Source organism: Streptomyces sp. NPDC059679, from assembly GCF_042734105.1.
Taxonomy (GTDB): domain Bacteria; phylum Actinomycetota; class Actinomycetes; order Streptomycetales; family Streptomycetaceae; genus Streptomyces.
In genome coordinates, this window is the sequence record NZ_JBHWES010000002.1 from 202,269 (window position 1) to 221,050 (window position 18,782).

General features: G+C 73.4%; 14 protein-coding genes. 6 read left to right on the forward strand and 8 right to left on the reverse strand.

Annotation, left to right across the window (positions count from 1 at the left end; genetic code table 11):
- The first annotated feature begins 100 nt into the window (after positions 1-100).
- From ACFV2X_RS03455 to ACFV2X_RS03475, 5 genes are all read left to right on the forward strand, one after another.
- Positions 101-2,587, forward strand: a complete 2,487-nt coding sequence (locus ACFV2X_RS03455; RefSeq protein WP_385611469.1) for a tetratricopeptide repeat protein — start codon at positions 101-103, stop codon at positions 2,585-2,587.
- Positions 2,588-2,590: 3 nt separating this feature from the next.
- The gene (locus ACFV2X_RS03460) at positions 2,591-3,949 is read left to right on the forward strand and encodes a PP2C family serine/threonine-protein phosphatase (RefSeq protein WP_385610838.1); all 1,359 of its coding nucleotides are present in this window, start codon (positions 2,591-2,593) and stop codon (positions 3,947-3,949) included.
- 63 nt (positions 3,950-4,012) lie between these two features.
- Positions 4,013-5,446 (forward strand): VWA domain-containing protein, encoded by a 1,434-nt coding sequence (locus ACFV2X_RS03465; RefSeq protein ID WP_385610840.1) that lies wholly within the window; start codon positions 4,013-4,015, stop codon positions 5,444-5,446.
- A 71-nt stretch (positions 5,447-5,517) separates the two neighbouring features.
- Positions 5,518-6,828 (forward strand): FHA domain-containing protein, encoded by a 1,311-nt coding sequence (locus ACFV2X_RS03470; protein WP_385610843.1) that lies wholly within the window; start codon positions 5,518-5,520, stop codon positions 6,826-6,828.
- 132 nt (positions 6,829-6,960) lie between these two features.
- Positions 6,961-7,707 (forward strand): SDR family oxidoreductase, encoded by a 747-nt coding sequence (locus ACFV2X_RS03475; RefSeq protein WP_385610846.1) that lies wholly within the window; start codon positions 6,961-6,963, stop codon positions 7,705-7,707.
- A 79-nt stretch (positions 7,708-7,786) separates the two neighbouring features.
- Here the strand turns inward: ACFV2X_RS03475 and ACFV2X_RS03480 are convergent, their stop codons facing one another.
- Positions 7,787-8,836, reverse strand: coding sequence for a methyltransferase domain-containing protein (locus ACFV2X_RS03480; RefSeq protein ID WP_385610849.1), 1,050 nt, complete (start codon positions 8,834-8,836; stop codon positions 7,787-7,789).
- A gap of 80 nt (positions 8,837-8,916) precedes the next feature.
- Between ACFV2X_RS03480 and ACFV2X_RS03485 the strand changes: the two genes are divergently transcribed.
- Positions 8,917-9,321, forward strand: coding sequence for a globin (locus ACFV2X_RS03485; protein WP_385610852.1), 405 nt, complete (start codon positions 8,917-8,919; stop codon positions 9,319-9,321).
- A 57-nt stretch (positions 9,322-9,378) separates the two neighbouring features.
- On the opposite strand, the gene ACFV2X_RS03490 is transcribed toward ACFV2X_RS03485, so the two are convergent.
- From ACFV2X_RS03490 to ACFV2X_RS03520, 7 genes are all read right to left on the reverse strand, one after another.
- The gene (locus ACFV2X_RS03490) at positions 9,379-10,188 is read right to left on the reverse strand and encodes a hypothetical protein (RefSeq protein ID WP_385610854.1); all 810 of its coding nucleotides are present in this window, start codon (positions 10,186-10,188) and stop codon (positions 9,379-9,381) included.
- Complete coding sequence (locus ACFV2X_RS03495) at positions 10,185-10,694, reverse strand: acyl-CoA thioesterase (protein WP_385610856.1); 510 nt, start codon at positions 10,692-10,694, stop codon at positions 10,185-10,187. Before ACFV2X_RS03495 ends, ACFV2X_RS03490 begins: the two co-directional genes overlap by 4 nt.
- A gap of 2 nt (positions 10,695-10,696) precedes the next feature.
- A complete protein-coding gene (gene ettA, locus ACFV2X_RS03500; RefSeq protein WP_385610859.1) occupies positions 10,697-12,361 on the reverse strand; it encodes an energy-dependent translational throttle protein EttA in 1,665 nt (554 codons plus the stop codon).
- 256 nt (positions 12,362-12,617) lie between these two features.
- Entirely contained in the window at positions 12,618-14,018 is a 1,401-nt protein-coding gene (locus ACFV2X_RS03505; RefSeq protein ID WP_385610861.1) for a Cys-Gln thioester bond-forming surface protein, read from the reverse strand.
- Between the two features lie 204 nt (positions 14,019-14,222).
- The gene (locus ACFV2X_RS03510) at positions 14,223-14,768 is read right to left on the reverse strand and encodes a single-stranded DNA-binding protein (RefSeq protein ID WP_385610863.1); all 546 of its coding nucleotides are present in this window, start codon (positions 14,766-14,768) and stop codon (positions 14,223-14,225) included.
- Between the two features lie 91 nt (positions 14,769-14,859).
- A complete protein-coding gene (locus ACFV2X_RS03515; protein WP_385610865.1) occupies positions 14,860-17,043 on the reverse strand; it encodes a GTPase in 2,184 nt (727 codons plus the stop codon).
- Positions 17,040-18,728 carry a dynamin family protein gene (locus ACFV2X_RS03520; protein ID WP_385611472.1) on the reverse strand — a complete coding sequence of 563 codons (1,689 nt, stop codon included), beginning with the start codon at positions 18,726-18,728 and terminating at the stop codon, positions 17,040-17,042. The genes ACFV2X_RS03515 and ACFV2X_RS03520 overlap by 4 nt, the downstream gene beginning before the upstream one ends.
- Positions 18,729-18,782: the final 54 nt, after the last annotated feature.

An 18,782-nucleotide genomic window follows, 5' to 3' on the forward strand; every position in this document is an offset into this window, starting at 1 on the left:
TCGCACGCGCGGCCGCCGGGCCGCACACGACCGCGATGGCCGCACCTCTGCGCCGCGCGGGCGGAGAAGTGAACGGAGAAACGCCGTGAGCGTCGCAGGTATGGGCAGGTGTCAGCGGCGTGGGTGCGGCGGGGCGTACGAGGATGTGGGCGGCGGCCAGCTGTACTGCGATACGTGCGGTATGGCCCCGGTCGTCTCGCGGGACGGAATGGTCAGCTCGTCGCCCACTGGTATCACCGGCGTGGGGGGTGGCGATCGGGGTAGCGGCTCGTCGGGCACCGGCTCCCGTTCCTCCTCGCGCCCGTCGTCGCGGTCCGCCTCGTCCCGGCGTTCGGTGTCCGGGCGGCTGTCCCGTTCGCTGGGGTCGGGGCGGTCGTCCTCGCGTTCGGTGTCGGTGCGCAGCTCCCGTTCCTCCGCCGTGGCCCGCTCCGGGCGCAGCCGCCTGGGCGCGGGCCTGGTCAGCGTGGACGAGGTACCGCGCACCGACCCGCGGATGGCGGTGCTGGCCGATCCGGAGGTACCGGAGCGCAAGCGGTTCTGCAGCCGGAGCGACTGCGGGGCGCCGGTGGGGCGTGCCCGCGGCGATCGGCCGGGCCGCACCGAGGGGTTCTGCACCAAGTGCGGCCATCCGTATTCCTTCGTGCCCAAGCTGAGTCCTGGCGATATCGTGCACGGCCAGTACGAGGTGGCGGGGTGTCTGGCTCACGGCGGTCTCGGCTGGATCTATCTGGCCATCGACCGCGCGGTGTCCGACCGCTGGGTGGTCCTCAAGGGCCTGCTGGACACGGGAGACGAGGAGGCGCTGTCGGTCGCGGTGTCGGAGCGCCGGTTCCTCGCCGAGATCGAGCATTCCAACATCGTCCGCATCTACAACTTCGTCGAGCATCTCGATCAGCGCACCGGCAGCCTCGACGGCTACATCGTGATGGAGTACGTCGGCGGCAAGTCGCTGAAGGACATCGCCAACTCCCGCCGCGCGCCGGACGGCAGGCGCGATCCGCTGCCGGTCGAGCAGGCGTGTGCGTACGGTATCGAGGCACTGGAGGCCCTGGGCCATCTGCACAGCCGCAATCTGCTCTACTGCGACTTCAAGGTCGACAACGCCATCCAGCAGCAGGACCAGCTGAAGCTCATCGACATGGGCGCGGTGCGGCGGATGGACGACGACGACAGCCCGATCTACGGCACGGTCGGCTATCAGGCCCCCGAGGTCTCGGAGCTGGGCCCGACGGTCGCCTCGGATCTGTATACGGTGGCGCGCACGCTGGCCGTGCTGACCTTCGACTTCCAGGGTTATACGAACGTCTTCGCGGACAGCCTGCCCGACCCGGGGAACATCGAGGTCTTCCAGCGTTACGAGTCGTTCTACCGGCTGCTGGTGCGGGCCACCGACCCCGATCCGAACCGCCGGTTCGGCTCGGCGCAGGAGATGGCCGATCAGCTGACGGGTGTGTTGCGGGAGGTCGTGGCGCTGCAGACGGGGCGGCCCCGGCCGGCGCTGTCGACGCTGTTCGGGCCCGAGCCGCGGGTGGTGGACACGCAGTTGTTCGCCGAGCAGGGGCAGGACGCGTCGGCGCTCGGGGCCCGCGCCGGCCGGGGCCGGGCGGCGGCCACCCCGCCCCGGCCCCAGGGCGTGCTCGCCCTGCCGCTGCCCGCGATCGCGCCGCTGGACGCCCGCGCCACGGCCCTGGCGCTGCCGGTGCCGCTGGTGGATCCGGACGACGCCAACGCCGGCTTTCTCGCCGGGCTGCTGGCCTCCGCCCCGACCGAGCTGCACGCGGCGCTGCGGGCGGCCCCCGCCGACTCGCTGGAGCTGCGGCTGCGCCGTATCCGCGCGCAGTTGGAGCTGGGCCACGCACGGGAGGCGGGGATCGCGCTGGACGGTCTGGAGGCCGGCCATCCCGACGACTGGCGGATCGTCTGGTACCGGGGCCTGCACGCGCTGGCGACCGGGGACAACGAGACCGCGGCCCTGTCCTTCGACGCCGTCTACGACGCGTTCCCGGGCGAGCCCGCGCCGAAGCTGGCGCTGGGTGTGTGCGCCGAAGTGCTCGGCCAGTTGGACAATGCGGCGGAGTACTACCGGCTGGTGTGGACGACCGACCCGAACCATGTGAGCGCCGCCTTCGGGCTCGCCCGGGTGCTGTTGTACGCCGGGGACCGCGCGGGGGCGGTGGCCGCTCTCGAGTCCGTACCGGAGTCGTCCATTCACTACACGGCGGCCCGGGTCGCGGCGGTGCGGGCCCGGCTGCGGCAGCGCGCCGCACATGAGCCGCTGCTGGCCGAGCTGACGGCCTCGGCCCAACAGGTCGAGCGGCTGGCCCACTTGGGTCTGGACGCGGTGCGGTACGAGCGGCTGTGCACGGAAGTACTGGGCAGCGCCCTGGATTGGGTACTGTCCGGCAGCAGCGGCGCGCCGCCGGGCGGTGCCCGGCCGTCCCTGCTCAGCAGCAGTCTGGACGAGCGGGGACTGCGCTTCGGCTTGGAACGCTCGTACCGGGTGCTCGCCAGGCTCGCGCAGCGCGGCGAGGAAAGGATCGAACTGGTGGAGCGGGCCAACCGTTTCCGCCCCAGGACGTGGGTGTGATCGATGTCGCAGATGCCGCGGCTGCCTGGAGTGGCAGCCTGCCCGACCTGTGAAGAGCCGCTGGAGTCGGGTGACAACTTCTGCGGCGTGTGCGGGGCCGACCTGGCGTCGGCCGCGCCGGATGCCGCCGTGGCCGCGGACCGCCCGGCGCCTCCGGTGAACGGAGCGGCGCGGGCCAGGCGGCAGGAGCCGGAGGACTATCCGCTCCAGGCCCCCGCCCCGGCGCCTCCGGCGGGCCCGGCAGGCCCGGCAGGCCCGGATGTCCCGGTCGCCTGGGACGTACCGGCCGCGCCGGACGGGCCGGACGTACCGGACGGGCCGACGGCCGACCCCAGGGCCGCGGCTCCTGGGGAGCAACCAACCCCCGATACGCCTGCTGCACCGGGTACGCCCGGTACGCCGGGCATCGGGCCGAACACTGACGCGAGCAGCGGCCGCCGCCTGTGCGCCGCATGCCGGGAGGGCACCATCGACCAGGACGGATACTGCGACTCCTGTGGCCACGCCCAGCCACGGGACCGCGACCACATGGAGCGGGAGTTGGCGGGCGTCGCGGCGGCCAGCGACCGCGGTCTGCGCCACCATCGCAACGAGGACGCGTTCGCCGTGTCCTCCGCCGCGCTGCCCGACGGTTCACCGGCCGTGCTCGCGGTCGTCTGCGACGGGGTGTCCTCGGCGACCCGCCCCGACGACGCGTCCGCGGCCGCCGCCCGCGCCGCGGGCCAGTCGCTGCTCGCCGCGCTCCCCCGTGGCGCCCATCCCCAGACGGCCATGAACGAGGCGATCGTCGCCGCCTCCGAGGCTGTGAACTCCCTCGCGGCGGAGGCGGGCGGGGCGGGTGCGCACGACGAACCCCACCAGCGCCAGCAGAACGCGCCGGCCTGCACCATCGTCAGCGCGGTGGTCACCTCCGGCATCCTGACCGTCGGCTGGATCGGTGACAGCCGTGCCTACTGGGTGCCCGACGACCGTTCGGCGTCGCCCGCCCGGCTCACCGAGGACGACTCGTGGGCGGCCCAGATGGTGGCGGCCGGTCTGATGTCCGAGGCGGAGGCGTACGCGGACGAGCGGGCCCATGCCATCACCGGCTGGCTCGGCGCGGACGCCTATGAACTGGAGCCGCACACCGCGTCCTACAAGCCGGACCAGCCGGGTGTGGTGGTGGTGTGCACCGACGGCCTGTGGAACTACGCGGAATCGGCGCAGGACATGGCCCGCGCGCTGCCGCAGGACGCCCGCGCCCGGCCGATGCACAGCGCGCGCGTCCTGGTCGGCCACGCCCTGGAGGGCGGGGGCCACGACAACGTAACAGTGGCCGTACTGCCGTTCCCCGCGGAGCCGGGCGGGGCAGGCTCCGGCTGATCTCCGGACGGCCTGAGGAGCGGTCTGAGCCCAGGAGCGATTGAAGCCCAAGGAGCGGATCTGATGGCCAACTTCGCCAAGTCCACCGTGCCGCGGTTCTCGGTCGAGGTCTACCAGAACGAGTACCTTCCCGAGGGCGGCCGCGAGGTGAACGCGATCGTCACGGTCACGTCCACCGGCGGCGGCACCACCGGGGGAATGCCCATCCCGGCGATCCCTGCGACCCCGGCGCCCGCCGACCCCCGGGACCTGGGCGGCGCCCAGCCCCGGGACCAGAGCGGCGCGCCGCCCGGGGACCAGAGCGGCGGCGCGGCCGTGGTCATCATGGTCGACTGCTCCGGCTCCATGGACTATCCGCCGGAGAAGATGCGCAACGCGCGGGACGCGACCGCCGCCGCGATCGACGCCATCCGCGACGGCGTCGCCTTCGCGGTGGTCGCCGGCACCCACAAGGCGGAGGAGATCTTCCCGGGCGGGGGCCGGCTGGCGACCGCCGACCCGGCCGCCCGGGCCCGGGCGAAGGACGCGCTGCGCAGGCTGAGCGCCGACGGCGGCACGGCGATCGGCACCTGGCTGCGCCTCGCCGACCGGCTGCTGGCGTCGGCCGATGCGCCGATCCGGCACGGCATCCTGCTGACCGACGGCCGCAACGAGCACGAGGAGCCGGGCGAGCTGCGGGCCGCGCTGGATGCGTGTGCGGGCCGCTTCACCTGCGATGCGCGCGGGGTGGGCACGGACTGGGAGGTCAAGGAGGTCACGGGCATCGCCTCCGCGCTGCTCGGCACGGCCGATATCGTGGCGGACCCCGCCCATCTGACCGCGGACTTCACGCGCATGATGGACGCCGCGATGGGCAAGGAGATCGCGGATGTCGGGCTGCGGGTGTGGACCCCGGTGGGGGCCGAGGTGACGTTCGTCAAGCAGGTGGCGCCCGCGGTCGAGGACCTGACCGACCGGCGTGCCGAGGCCGGAGCGCGGGCCGGCGACTACCCGACGGGCTCCTGGGGCGACGAGTCCCGCGACTACCACCTGTGTGTGCGGGTGCCCGCGGCCGACGTCGGGCAGGAGATGCTGGCCGCCCGCGTCTCCCTCGTACTGCCGCAGCACGATCCGCGGCACGATCCGCAGCACGCCGGGCTCCCGGCCACGCTCGCCCAGGGGTTGGTGCGGGCCGTGTGGACGGAGGACATGGCCGCCTCCACCGCGATGAATCCGCAGGTCGCGCACTATACGGGCCAGGCGGAACTGGCACAGGCCATCCAACAGGGCCTGGATGCCCGCAAAGCGGGCGATATCGACGGAGCAACGGCCAAGCTGGGGCGTGCCGTCCAGCTGGCGAACGCCTCGGGGAACGAGGACACGGCGAAACTGCTTGCGAAGGTGGTGGACGTCGTCGATGTGGCGACAGGTACTGTGCGACTGAAGGCGAAGGTCGCGGAAGCGGATGAGATGACTCTCGAAACGCGCTCCACCAAGACAGTTCGCGTCAAAAGGTAACAAGAAGTAACGCGACAAGCACGCAAAACGGCAGTAAGCGCCAAGAACGGCACAAGAGGGGGAACACCGACATGCCGACCTGCCCTAACGGCCACCAATCAGCGGCCGACGACTGGTGCGAGGTGTGTGGCCACCGGATGTCGGGGACACCCGTGCCCACGGGCGCCGTCCCCCCGCCTCCGCCACCGCCGATGCCCGGCCCGCCCGGGTTCCCGGGAAGCGCTCCGGGCCCCGCAGGCCCGGGAGGTCCCGGCGCCCCGGACGGCATGGGCTTCCCCGGCGGGTCGCCACCGCCGGGCGCCCCGGGGCCCCAGGGCCCGCCCGGGGGCTACGGCTATCCGGCGCCCGCCCCGCAGCCGCCGGACGCCCAGGGATTCCAGGGTCCGCCCGGGGGATACGGCTACCCGGCGCCCGCCCAGCAGCCGCCGGACCCCACCTTCCAGGCGGAGCTGTGCCCTCAGTGCCGTACGCCCCGTGAGGCGCAGGCACCGTTCTGCGAGGAGTGCCGCTACAACTTCCTGACCCAGTCGCCCACCTCGTACGCCCCGCCGCCCCCGCCCGGGTCCGGCGGCTTCCAGCCGCCGCAGCCCCCGCAGCCGCAGACGTTCCCGCCGCAGGGGCCCCACGGAGGTCCGGGCCCGGGCGGCTACCCGGCGGGCCCGCCGCAGCCGGGTCACCCGAGCCCGGGCGAGCCGCTGCTGCCCTCGCCGCCGATGCAGCAGCCCCCGGGCCCGTCCTTCAGCGACGACGACTGGACGCTGCAGCCGCCGAACGCCGCGGGGCCCGCCGCGCCGCCGAACGCTCCCGCGCCCCCGTCGCCGTACGGGCAGCCGCAGCCGCCCCAGGCCCCGGCCCCGCCCGGGCCCGGCTTCGGTGGCGGCGACTACCCGGGCGCCCCGGCGCCCGGACCGCACCAGGGGCCGCCCGCACACTTCACCCAGGGCAGCCCTCCAGGTCCTCCCGGGCCCGCGGCCCCCGCGGGGTGGGTCGCGTTCGTCGGCCCGGACCGTGAGTACTTCATGGCGATGATGCACCGCAGCGGCCCGGAGGCGGCCGGTCTGAACCTGCCGGCCTACTCCCCCGAGCAGCAGCTCCCGCTCACCGGGCCGCAGATCACCATCGGCCGCCGCCGCCACAGCACCGGCGAGTCGCCCGATATCGACCTGGCGCGCCCGCCGGAGGATCCCGGGGTCTCCCACCAGCACGCGGTTCTCGTCCAGCAGCCGGACGGCGGCTGGGCGGTCGTCGACCAGGACTCGACGAACGGCACCACGATCAACGGTGGAGAGGACCCGATCCAGCCGTACGTCCCGATCCCCCTCCAGGACGGCGACCGCGTCCACGTCGGGGCCTGGACGACGATCACCGTACGCCGGGGATAGGGCCCGGCTGACGCGACACAGCCCGGTGGCGGGCGACCGGCCGACTTCTTCGGCCGATAGCCCGCCACCGGAGGCGCACCCTGCATAGATTCGGGGCGGAACATCCGCTCACCGAGATGCGTGGAGGGTGTAATGCCAGTGCTGAAAGGCAAGACCGCGGTCGTCACCGGAGGCTCGCGGGGCATCGGCCGGGCCATCGTGGAGCGGCTGGCCCGCGACGGCGCCGAGGTGGTGTTCAACTACGCGCGCAGCGCCGAGGCCGCCGAGGAGATCGTCCGCGCCGTCGAGGAAGCGGGCGGCAGCGCCCGCGCGGTGCGGCTGGACCTGGCCGAGCCCGGGGCGGCGGAGCAGTTGATGGAGACCGCGTCGCAGGGGCCGTCCGGCGGCGTGGAGATCCTGGTCAACAACGCGGCCGTGAACCTTCCGAGGGCCCCTCTCGCCGAGATCGAGGAGGAGGACTTCGATCATCTGCTGTCGGTCAATCTGAAGGCCGCCTTCCTGACCGTGAGGTACGCGGCCCGGCATATGCCCGACGGCGGGCGGATCATCAACATCTCCACGCTCAACACCGTCCGGGCCGTGCCGGGCGTCGCCCCGTACATGATCAGCAAGGGCGCGCTGGAGCAGCTCACCGCGGCGGCCGCGCAGGAGCTGGGGGAGCGCGGCATCACCGTCAACACGGTCTCCCCGGGGGCGACCGACACCGACATGCTGCACGCCGCGAACCCCGGCGACGTGCTGGACCTGATCGTCAGCATCACTCCGCTGCGCCGGCTCGGGCAGCCGTCCGACGTGGCCGACATCGTGGCGTTTCTGGCGGGCCCGGACGGCCGCTGGCTCACCGGCCAGAACCTCCGGGCCTCGGGCGGCCTCAGCTAGGAGCCCTCGTCAGCCCGCCCGCGTCATTCAACAGCGCTGTCCCGCGGGCCCGTTCAGGGGGCTCGTCCAGTGAGCCCGTTCAGTGAGCCCGTTCGGCGTGGGCGGGCCCCAGCGGCCAGGCGTACGCGCCCTCCGGGTCGTCCAGCCACGCCCACTGCCGCTGCTCGCGCACCGTCACACCGTAGCGCTCCCGCCCCGGCCGGCCCTCGTGCTCCCACAGTGCGAGGGCCTCCAGCGGGTCGAGCCACGCCGTGACCACGTTCAGCAGAAAGCGGAAGGAGTCCTCCAGCAGCGGCTCGGTCGGCAGTCCTTTCGTACGGACCGGAGGCCGGGGCTCGCTGCCGCGCAGCGGGACGAAGTACGCGGGGGTGGTCAGGAAGCGCCCCTCGCCGTGCTCGGCGTCGGCGACCCACAGCGCGATCAGCCCGGTGGCGAGCGGCGCCAGGATCAGCGCGCCGCACCGGCACTGGTCCAGCCAGGCGGGCGGCAGGGCGGTCACGGCGCAGGTGGCGATGATCCGGTCGAAGGGGGCACGCGAGGGGCAGCCGAGCGCCCCGTCCCCGGTGACGACCGCCGGCTGGTATCCGGCCGCGGCCAGGTGGTCGCGGGCGGTGTCGGTGATGTCCGGGTCGATGTCGACGGTCGTGATCCGGTCCTCGCCGAGCCGGTGCGCGAGCAGCGCCGCGTTGTAGCCGGTGCCGGTGCCGATCTCCAGCACGCTGTCCCCGTCCCGCACCGCCAGGGCCTCCAGCATCCGCGCCATCAGCGACGGCTGGCTGCTGGAGGAGACGAGCTCGCCGTCGCGCACCCGTGTCGCCAGGGGCGCGTCGGAGTACACCCCGGCCAGCCAGCGCGCCCGCCGCGCGGGGTCGGGGTCGTGCCGCCCCAGCCGTTCGTAGAGCACCATCCCGCCGGATGTGCTCGGCTCGCCCGCCTCGTAGTAGCGGGGGACGAACACATGGCGCGGCACCTCCTCGAAAGCCTCCCGCCACGCCGGGTCGGTCAGCCCACCGCCCTCGGCGATCTCCCGGACCAGGGCGGCACGCAGCGTCGCAGCCGTCACGGCGTACGGATCGGACTTCCGGTCCGCGCCATCCGCGCCGCGCCTGCCCGTGCGCGTGCTGCCCATGACTCCACTGTCCTGCGCCCGCGCCTCCATCGCGACCTACGTCCGGAGTCCTCCGTCCGGCGGTCTGAGAGCATGGGGGAGTGACAGAGATTCCGCGCGGCACGCTTCAGGAACAGACGTTCTACGAACAGGTCGGCGGCGAGGAGACCTTCCGGCGCCTGGTGCACCGCTTCTACCAGGGCGTAGCCGAGGATCCGCTGCTGCGGCCCATGTATCCCGAGGAGGACCTGGGCCCGGCCGAGGAGCGGCTGCGGCTCTTCCTCATGCAGTACTGGGGCGGTCCGCGCACCTACAGCGAGAACCGCGGCCACCCGCGGCTGCGCATGCGCCACGCGCCCTTCACCGTGAACCGCGACGCTCACGACGCCTGGCTGCGTCATATGCGCGACGCCGTGGACGAGCTGGAGCTGGCGCCCGAGCTCGAGCGGCAGCTGTGGGACTACCTCACCTACGCGGCCGCGTCCATGGTCAACACCGCGGGCTGACCCCGCCGCCCTCCCCCAGCCGCTCACTCGGGCGGCTCAGACGGGACCGGGCGGCGGTCAGGCAGGACTCACCGACAGGCCCGAGAGCCCCGGCAGCCCCGTCTTGCGCACCGCTATCGAGCCGTACGGCGTGCGCAGCCGCAGCCAGCCGCCCGCGGCGAGCAGCGCAAGCTGCTCGGGCTCGGGGGCGAGCGCCGTCGCGCCGCCGCCCGGCGGGCCGGGCGCCACGGCCGCGGCGACCGGCTCCGGGGTGCGGGCCGGGCGCAGAAAGCCCAGTGACTGCGCGGCGTGTACGGCGCGCAGTGGGAGGCCGGTCTCGCCGAGCGTCCGGGACCAGATCTCGCGGCCGATGCGGTCCCGCTCGGCGCGGGTGCGCCGCTCCTCGGGCAGCGCCGCGTCCCGGGCGCGGAACTCGGCGACGGCCGAGGCGACCGCCCCGCGCACCTCGGCCACATCCGGCAGACCGGGCACCCGGCGCCAGCCGCCGCGCGGCGGCAGCAGCCCGGCCCATGGCGGGCCGGTGACCGGGTCGGGTACGGCCACGTCCAGGCCGGCCGGGGCAGCGGCCGGGCCCGGGGGTTCCGCACCGGCGCCGTCCGCCCTACGCCGCGCCGCCGCGTCCAGCGCGTCCGCGAACTGCCCGGCCGAGACCGTCGTGTCCAGCACCGTGTCGGCCGCGAGCCGGGCGGTACGGATGGCGAGCACTTCGAAGGACGGCGGGCGGCCGAAGACGGCGAGCACTCCGCCGCCCGCCTGAAGCCGCACCGCCGCGGCCCGGTCGTAGTGGATCAGCCGGGCCAGGAAGGCGGCGAGGTCCGCCGCCTCCCCCGGGTCGGCGAAGCGCAGCTCCTCCCCCTGCACCGTCATACGGTCACGGCCCCCTCGGGCTGCTCGTCCCGCCCGGTAGCCGCAGCGGCCTCGGGAGCTGCCTCGGCGGCGTCGTCCGCGGCGTCTGCGCCCTCTGCGCCGTCTTCCAGGTATTTCACCAGGAAGCCCTCCTCCTCGGAGGTGAGACGGCGCGGACGGCCGCGCTCCAGGTCATAGGGGACGATCATGGTCGAGGCCCGCGCGTACACGGTCTCCTCGTCCTTGACCTCGTAACCGAGCGTGATGAACGCGGCGCCGATCTCCTTCACCCACAGCTCGACGGTCACCGGGGCGTGCCGGTGGAAGAGCGGCCGGAGGTAACTGATCTCGTGCCGGGCGACCACCACGCCGCCGGTGAACGCGCCGCTGCCGTCCCCCGGCGCCAGCCGCCAGATGAAGTCGACGCGCGCCTCCTCCAGATAGCGGAGGTAGACCACGTTGTTGACGTGGCCGAACGCGTCCATGTCGGACCAGCGCAGGGGGCAGGAGTAGATATGGCGGGCCACACTCAGCCCCGGGTCAGCTTCTTGTAGGTGGCGCGGTGCGGACGGGCCGCGTCCGCACCGAGGCGGTCGACCTTGTTCTTCTCGTACGCCTCGAAGTTGCCCTCGAACCAGAACCACTTGGAGTCGCCCTCGTACGCGAGGATGTGCGTCGCGACGCGGTCGAGGAACCAGCGGTCGTGGGAGACGACCACGGCGCAGCCGGGGAACTCCAGCAGCGCGTTCTCCAGCGAGGAGAGGGTCTCCACGTCGAGGTCGTTGGTCGGCTCGTCGAGGAGCAGCAGGTTGCCGCCCTGCTTGAGGGTCAGCGCGAGGTTCAGGCGGTTGCGCTCACCGCCGGAGAGCACCCCGGCCGGCTTCTGCTGGTCCGGTCCCTTGAAGCCGAACGCGGACACGTACGCGCGGGAGGGCATCTCGACCTGGCCGACGTTGATGTAGTCCAGCTCGTCCGAGACGACGGCCCACAGCGTCTTCTTGGGGTCGATGTTGGCGCGGGTCTGGTCGACGTAGGAGATCTTGACCGTCTCGCCGACCTTGATGGTGCCCGCGTCCGGGATCTCGATGCCCTGGAGCATCTTGAACAGCGTGGTCTTGCCCGCGCCGTTGGGGCCGATGACGCCGACGATGCCGTTGCGCGGCAGGGTGAAGGACAGGTCGTCGATCAGGACCTTCTCGCCGAACGCCTTGGACAGGTTCTCCACCTCGACCACGACATTGCCCAGGCGCGGGCCCGGCGGGATCTGGATCTCCTCGAAGTCCAGCTTCCGGGTCTTCTCGGCCTCGGCTGCCATCTCCTCGTAACGGGCCAGTCGCGCCTTGGACTTGGCCTGGCGGCCCTTGGCGTTGGAGCGGACCCACTCCAGCTCTTCCTTCAGGCGCTTCTGCCGCTTGGCGTCCTTCTGGCCCTCGACCTTCAGCCGGGTCTGCTTGGTCTCCAGGTAGGTGGAGTAGTTGCCCTGGTAGCCGATGGCGCGGCCGCGGTCGAGCTCCAGGATCCACTCGGCGACGTTGTCCAGGAAGTACCGGTCGTGGGTGATGGCGACGACGGTGCCGGCGTACTGGGCGAGGTGCTGCTCCAGCCACTGCACGGACTCGGCGTCCAGGTGGTTGGTGGGCTCGTCGAGCAGCAGCAGGTCGGGCGCCTCGAGCAGCAGCTTGCACAGGGCGACGCGGCGCTTCTCACCACCGGAGAGGTTGGTGACCGGCCAGTCGCCGGGCGGGCAGCCGAGGGCGTCCATCGCCTGCTCCAGCTGGGCGTCCAGGTCCCAGGCGTTGGCGTGGTCCAGCTCCTCCTGGAGCTTGCCCATCTCCTCCAGCAGCGCGTCGGAGTAGTCGGTCGCCATCTGCTCGGCGATCTCGTTGAAGCGGTCGAGCTTGCCCTTGATGACCGCCACGCCGTCCTGGACGTTCTCCAGCACGGTCTTGGTCTCGTCCAGCGGGGGCTCCTGGAGCAGGATGCCGACGCTGTATCCGGGCGAGAGGAAGGCGTCCCCGTTGGACGGCTGCTCCAGGCCGGCCATGATCTTCAGCACCGTCGACTTACCGGCGCCGTTGGGACCCACGACACCGATCTTGGCGCCGGGCAGGAAGCTCAGCGTGACATCGTCGAGGATCACCTTGTCGCCGTGAGCCTTGCGCGTCTTGCGCATGGTGTAGATGTACTCAGCCAAGAGAAACCGTCCGGCAATCGTAGGTATCGAAGTGCGGTCTTACCACGAGGTTCGCCGCCCGTGGATCGGCATGCGGCTGCGCCGCGTCGTCAGATACACCCCATCTTGCCGTACGCCAAGCTCGCGACGGAAACCCATTCCCCACCGCTTACGAGTCGCCCATCACAGTTCCCCATCCCAGTCGCCCATCCCATACGAAAGGGCCGGAGCCTGTTCCGAGGCTCCGGCCCTTTCAGCGATTACTTCGGGTCAGCGATCACTCACCCGCCGGAGCCGCCTTCTTCTTGCGGACGAAGAAGACCGCGCCGCCACCGATCACGACGAGCGCCACGGCGACACCCGCGATGATCGGGGTGTTGCTGCTGCTGCCGGTCTCGGCGAGGTCGCCGCCGCTGCTGTCCGCGCTGCTGCCGCCGGCCGACGCCGGGCTCGGCTGCGAGGACGGGGTCTCGTCACCGCTGCCGCCGCCGGTGCTCGCGGTCTTGCAGTCCAGCACGCCGGAGAAGGTCTTCTCGAAGCCGTTCGGACCGGTGATCGTGAACTTGTAGGCCTGGTCCTCCTTCACCGGAGCGGTGACGGTCTCGGACTTGCCGGCCTCGATGGTGTGCTTCTCGCCGAGGAGCTCGAAGGTGAACGCCTCGTCGCCCTTGTTCGTCGCGGTGATGTCCACGCCGCCCTTGGCACAGTTCTTCTCGGCGGACAGCGCCGGGATCGGGCCCTTCTTCGCCCAGTCCGCGGTGGCGGTGGCGGAGACGGTGGACTCACTGGAGCCGGCCAGGATCTGGGTCTGGCTCTTGGTGGCGCTGGCGAACGCGCGGCCGACCGGGACCTTGGTGGCGGCCTGGGCGGTCAGCGTGGCGCTGCCGTCGGCAGCACCGGCCGGCACGTCGAAGTAGAGCTCGCTGCCGTCGGCGGCGCTGGTGACCGTCTTGCCGTCCTTGTCGACGACCTTGACGCCGGAGGCGGCGGTGTCACCCGGGGTGACCGTGACGCTGTCCCCGTTGGTGTGGACCTTGATCGGGCCCAGGCGCTCACCGGACTTGCCGGAGACCGCGGGCGGGTCCAGGGTCAGCGACGCCTTGGGCTCCTCGAGGCTCTGCGCGCTCTTCTCGAGGTAGTCGGCCAGCTTCTCGGCCGCGGGGTCGGCCGCGTCGACGTCAGCGCCGTCCGAGAAGCGCCAGATGGCGACCTGGGTGCCGGCGGCCGCGGTCTTCTCCGTCAGGGGGCCGGAGTCCGCCTTGGCCGCAAGCGCGGAGAGGTCATTGACCTGCGGGTAGGAGTTCTGCAGGATCCAGTTGATCTTGCCCGCGTTGGTGTTGTGCGCCAGCGATGTGGCGCTCCAGGACTTCTCCTCGTACTTCGCCTTGCTCTGCGTCGGGTTGTGGAGGTCGATGCAGTAGGTCTGGATGGTGCCGCCGTTGTCGACCGCCATCTCGAACAGGCCGGCGCCGACCTTCTGGTCCTTGCCCTTGTCGTGGATGACGGCCTGGTCAAAGGTCTTGAGACCGCTGAGCGTGGCGGTGGCGCCGCCCTGACTCGGAGGCGCGTCGTCCGCTGCGGCGGTGCCGGCCGTGACTATCGCACCCGCCGCGACCAGGCCCGAGGCCAGGACAGCGGCGGCAAGGCGAGCAACGCCCCGCCTCTTTACAGAAATCATGGTTTCCCCTTCGGGCGAGCGCCAGTCTGTGGGTGCGCCTCGCCAGCGAACTCAAAACTCAGAAGCCCCCGTTGGCACCAGGGATCCTAGGGAGAACCCTCGTCCCGTTCCCCGGGAATACCAAGGCCCAACCGATCCGAATCGAAATCGTTATCTCATCACACCATCGCCTCTGACCTGGCTTTATCGATAAATCCCCGTGAATCACGGGGTTGTTGTCCCAGTCGGTACGTTTAAAAGAGGTTTAGCCCGCGAGACCCGGCGAAACGCGGATGTACCCCGCACCAGATCGTGTCCGACCGCCACCGCGTCGATATCCGCGGTGATCCACCGCCTGGCCCCGCCGCCGTCCTCCCGCTGCCACTCCCCCGGTTGGCCCGCCCCCTGCCGATCAGCCCCCGGTTGCCCCGTCCCCGGTCGCTCCGTCGGCCGCTCGCCCGGCCACCCGCCGCGCGGCTCTCCCCGCCGGTCCCCCGGCCGCTCTTCCGTCCGCTCCCGCACCCGTAACGTGCCGTGCACGACCAGCGGTTCGCCGAGCGAGACCGACGCCGCCACATTGACCGCGAGCCCCCGCCAGGCCCAGACCGTGTAGAAGCTCGTGTACGCGTCCATCCACGCTTCCCGCGCCCGGTCCCAGCGCCGCGCCGTCACCGCCAGCCGGAACCGGGCCACCGCGACACCGGCCGCCGTCTCCCAATAGTCCGGCCGCGTCGCGGTATTGCCCATCACCGTCAGCCATGTCTCGTTCAACCGAGCCGCCTCCCCCGTCACTTCTCCGCGCTCGCGTCCCCTTCCGCCCTCATGCTGCACCCGATCGCGCAAGCCCGCCGGGGCCTGTGGGCTACTCCCCGGTTGTGGACAACTCGGCCCCCCGGCCGGGTGAACCGAGCCCGCCCGCCACGGCCCCGCCCGCCGCGATCACATACTGCTTCCGCACCTCCCGGTAGCGCGCCAGCTCCGCCGTCACCGGCTCCAGCACCCTCGTCCGCCCGCACTCGGCGGCCACCTCCCGAAGCCGCTGCTCCGCCGCCAGCCCGTACCGCCGCGCGGGCCCCCGGGCCGCCAGCCCGCACCCCCAGGCCAGCGCCGGACCGCCGACTGCAGCCGCCGTGGCCGGCAGCGTGGGCAGCCACCACGCCACACCGCCGAACACCCCGGCCACCACCGCCAGCAGACCCGCCACCCCCACCAACAACACCGCCGCCAGCGCGACTTGTGCCGCCGCCACCACCGACCACCACAAGGGCCGGGACAGCCGACGCTCCGCCGTCGCGGCCACCGCCTCGTCCACCGCGTCCGGCAGCCCCTTGCCGCCCCACGCCGCCGCCTCCCGTACGGCCTGCGCCCAGGGCGCGGGCAGCCCCGCCGTCGCCTCGTCCGCCAAGGCCCGTACCGCCTCCTCCACCGCGGGCCGGGCGGTGATCGCGGCCACCGCCGCCGCCTTCGCCCTCGCCCCCGGGATCTCCAGCGCCATTCCGGCCCGTCCCCCGCCCGCGCCACCGCTCCCCCCGCCCACACCTCTGCTCCCCCCGCCCACGCCACTGCTCCCCCCGCCCGCACCTCTGCTCCCCCCGCCCGCACCTCTGCTCCCCCCGCCCACCCCGTCTTGCTCCCACGACCACACAACCCCCGCCCGCCTCCGCTGCCCCAGCCGCCCCCAGGGCGTCCCGCACGCCCACCGCGCGTCGCGCAGCCAGGCGCGCTCCGCCGCCTGCCCGGCCGCCACCGCGCCCGCCGCGTCCGCCAGCCGCTCCTCGAACTCCGCCCGGGCCCGCGCGGAGAAGCCGACCGGCGCCCCGTCCGCCACGTACTGCGGGCGCAGCCGCTCCATCGCGCCGTCCACGTCCGCCGCCAGCCGCCGCTCCGCCGCCCCGCATTCGGCGGTGAGCCGGCCCAGGGCCTCCCGCAGCTCCCCGATGCCCGCGCCGGTCACCGCGGACAGCGCGAGGACGGTCGCCCCCGGCTCCCCGTGCTCGCCCAGCGCGAGCCCGTCCTCGTCCAGCAGTCGCCGCAGATCGTCCAGCACCTGGTCGGCGGCCTCGCCGGGCAGCCGGTCCACCTGGTTGAGCACGACGAAGGTCACCTCGGCGTATCCGGCCAGCGGGCGCAGATAGCGCTCGTGCAGCACCGCGTCCGCGTACTTCTCCGGATCCACCACCCACACCACCGCGTCGACCAGCCCGAGCAGCCGCTCCACCCGTTCGCGGTGCCCCGGGGCCGCCGAGTCGTGGTCGGGCAGATCGATCAGGACGAGCCCGCGCAGCGTCGGGTCGTACGGATAGGCGGGGCGGCGGCGGTCCCGGTGCGGGATGTCCAGCCGGTCGAGCAGGCCGTCGGCGTGGTCGGTCCAGGCGCAGGCGAGGGGCGTGGCGGTGGTGGGGCGGCGGATGCCGGCCTCGGACACATACGCCCCGGCCAGGGCGTTGAAGAGGGTGGACTTGCCGCTTCCGGTGGCCCCGGCGAGGGCCACGACGGTGTGTCCGAGCGGATGCCGCCCCCGCGCGACGGCCTCGTCGAGCACCCGTCCCGCCTCGCCGAGAGTGCGCCCGTCCAGCCGGGTGCGGGACAGCCCGACCAGCTCGCGCAGCGCGTCGAGGCGCGGCCGCAGGGCGCCGGTGACAAAGCCGCGGCCGCCGTGCTCGTACGCCGGCGTGTACGGCTCGCGCGCCACGCCGCCGCGCGCCCCGGCGTACCCGCCGTCCCGCGCGCCGTCCCCCTCGCCACACCTCTCGCCGTACGCGGCGCCGTACGCCTGGCCGCCCCGTTCGCCGTACGCCCCGCCATGCCCTCCGCCGTACGTCCCTTCGCGCCCCTGGCCGTACCCTTCGCCGCGGTTCGCCTCCCCCGCCGACCCACTCCCCCGCCCCTCCGCCGCGACGGGCGGTCCGGGCGGCCGGCCCACCACCCGCCGTGCGATCAGGCCGTCGTCCCATGTCTGCCGGGGCGGTGCGGGCTTACGGGCGACGCTCTCCTGAGGGGGCGCGCTTTCCGGCTCGGACGTCGCAGTGGCCGTCACGACCGTCACCTCTCCTTCTGCAGTACGGACAGCGCGGCGATGAGCCGGACCTGGTGGTCCGGGGTGATGTCGAGGGCGTCGAGCGGGGCCAGCCGCCGGTCGCGCTCCGCCGCCAGGACCCGTCCGACGCAGTCGTCGAGCAGCCGCCGACCGCGGTCGCCCAGGCGCAGCGCGCCGTGCGCGCCCAGCGTCTCGGCCAGCCGCTCACCCGCCGTACGGGTGCGGCGCCCGCCGATGAGGGATGCCACCAGCAGCGCGGCGGCCTCGTCGGGGGCGCAGCCGGCGCCGCCCTCGGTGGCCCGGGCGGCCACCTCCTCCTCGGCCAGCTCTTCGACACAGCGCCGCCAGCGCCGTACGGCCACGCCGATCCGCTCCCCGGCGCCGCGCGCGTCGCACGGCGCGAGCCCGGCACGCGCGGCGGGGTCGCGCCGCCCCGCCTCCGCGACCCGTTCGTCGGCGGCGGCGGTGACGCTGCGCAGCAGGGTGGCGAGGGAGTCGGCGAGGGCGGTGAGGAGTTCTTCGGGCGTGCTGTCGTACGGCCTGCCGTGCCAGTGGGTGAGCGCGCCCCCCGCGAGCGCCGCCCCCCCGGCCAGCTCGCGCCGCACCCGCTCGGCCGCCTCCTCGTACGCGCCCCCCACGTGCTGCACCAGCCGCACCGCCGCCGCGTGCTGGGCAGCCGCCGCCCCGGCAAGGGCGGGCATCCGGGCGCGCAGCGAGGCGATCACCCCGGCGGCGGTCCGCTCGGCGGCGGCGTGGCGGGCGACCGGGTCCTGGGCGTGCCGGGTGAGCCAGTCGCGCAGCGCCGCGACGGCCGTGCCGGGCAGCAGCCCGCTGCCGCCGCCCGCGGACTCGGGGAGCTCGGGGATGGTGAACCGGGGCACGTCCCCAAGACCGGCGGCCGTGAGCAGCGCCGCGTACTGGTGGGAGACCTCGGCGGCGACCTGGTGGGGCACCCGGTCCAGGACGGTGACGAGGGTGACGTCGTACTCCTTGGCGGTGCGCAGCAGATGCCAGGGCACGGCGTCGGCGTAGCGGGTGGCGGTGGTCACCAGCACCCAGACGTCGGCGGCGCAGATCAGCTCGGCGGCGAGGTCGCGATTGCGGGCGACGAGGGAGTCGATGTCGGGCGCGTCGAGGAGCGCGAGCCCGCGCGCGAGCCCGGGGTCGGTCTCGACGCGCAGCGCCCCGGCCGCCGTGCACGCCCCCTTGTCCAGCTCGTCGCGCGCCGCGCCCGCGTACGCCGCACCGTCGTACGCCCCCTGTTCGTATGCCGCCCCTTCGTACGCCTCCTCCTCGTACCCGCCCTCGGCCCGCTCGCCCTGCGCGGGCACCCACACCCGGGTCAGCTGCGGCAGCACCCGCTGTCCGGTGAACCACTGGCGGTCCTCCGGATGGCAGACGAGCACCGGCGTGCGCGTGGTCGGGCGCAGCACCCCGGCCTCGGTGACGCGGCGGCCGACGAGCGAGTTGACGAGCGTGGATTTCCCGGCGCCGGTGGATCCGCCGATGACCGCCAGCAAGGGCGCTTGGGGGGCACGCAGCCGGGGCACGAGGTAGTCATCCAGTTGGGCGAGCAGTTCGGCGCGGCCACGGCGAGCGCGGTCGGCGCCGGGAAGGGGGAGCGGAAACCGTGCGGCATCGACGCGATCGCGCAGTGCGGTCAGAGCGTCGAGCAGTCGGGGCCGTACGTCCAAGATCGCCACGGGTGAAGAATGCCCGCTTTTGAGGTCTTTTTGAAGCGTATGCCC

Excerpts from the sequence above, each read along its gene's own strand:
- ACFV2X_RS03455 (WP_385611469.1), top strand. The coding sequence starts at position 101 with ATGGGCAGGTGTCAGCGGCGTGGGTGCGGCGGGGCGTACGAGGATGTG.
- ACFV2X_RS03460 (WP_385610838.1), top strand. The coding sequence starts at position 2,591 with ATGTCGCAGATGCCGCGGCTGCCTGGAGTGGCAGCCTGCCCGACCTGT.
- ACFV2X_RS03465 (WP_385610840.1), top strand. The coding sequence starts at position 4,013 with ATGGCCAACTTCGCCAAGTCCACCGTGCCGCGGTTCTCGGTCGAGGTC.
- ACFV2X_RS03470 (WP_385610843.1), top strand. The coding sequence starts at position 5,518 with ATGCCGACCTGCCCTAACGGCCACCAATCAGCGGCCGACGACTGGTGC.
- ACFV2X_RS03475 (WP_385610846.1), top strand. The coding sequence starts at position 6,961 with ATGCCAGTGCTGAAAGGCAAGACCGCGGTCGTCACCGGAGGCTCGCGG.
- ACFV2X_RS03480 (WP_385610849.1), bottom strand. The coding sequence starts at position 8,836 with ATGGGCAGCACGCGCACGGGCAGGCGCGGCGCGGATGGCGCGGACCGG.
- ACFV2X_RS03490 (WP_385610854.1), bottom strand. The coding sequence starts at position 10,188 with ATGACGGTGCAGGGGGAGGAGCTGCGCTTCGCCGACCCGGGGGAGGCG.
- ACFV2X_RS03505 (WP_385610861.1), bottom strand. The coding sequence starts at position 14,018 with ATGATTTCTGTAAAGAGGCGGGGCGTTGCTCGCCTTGCCGCCGCTGTC.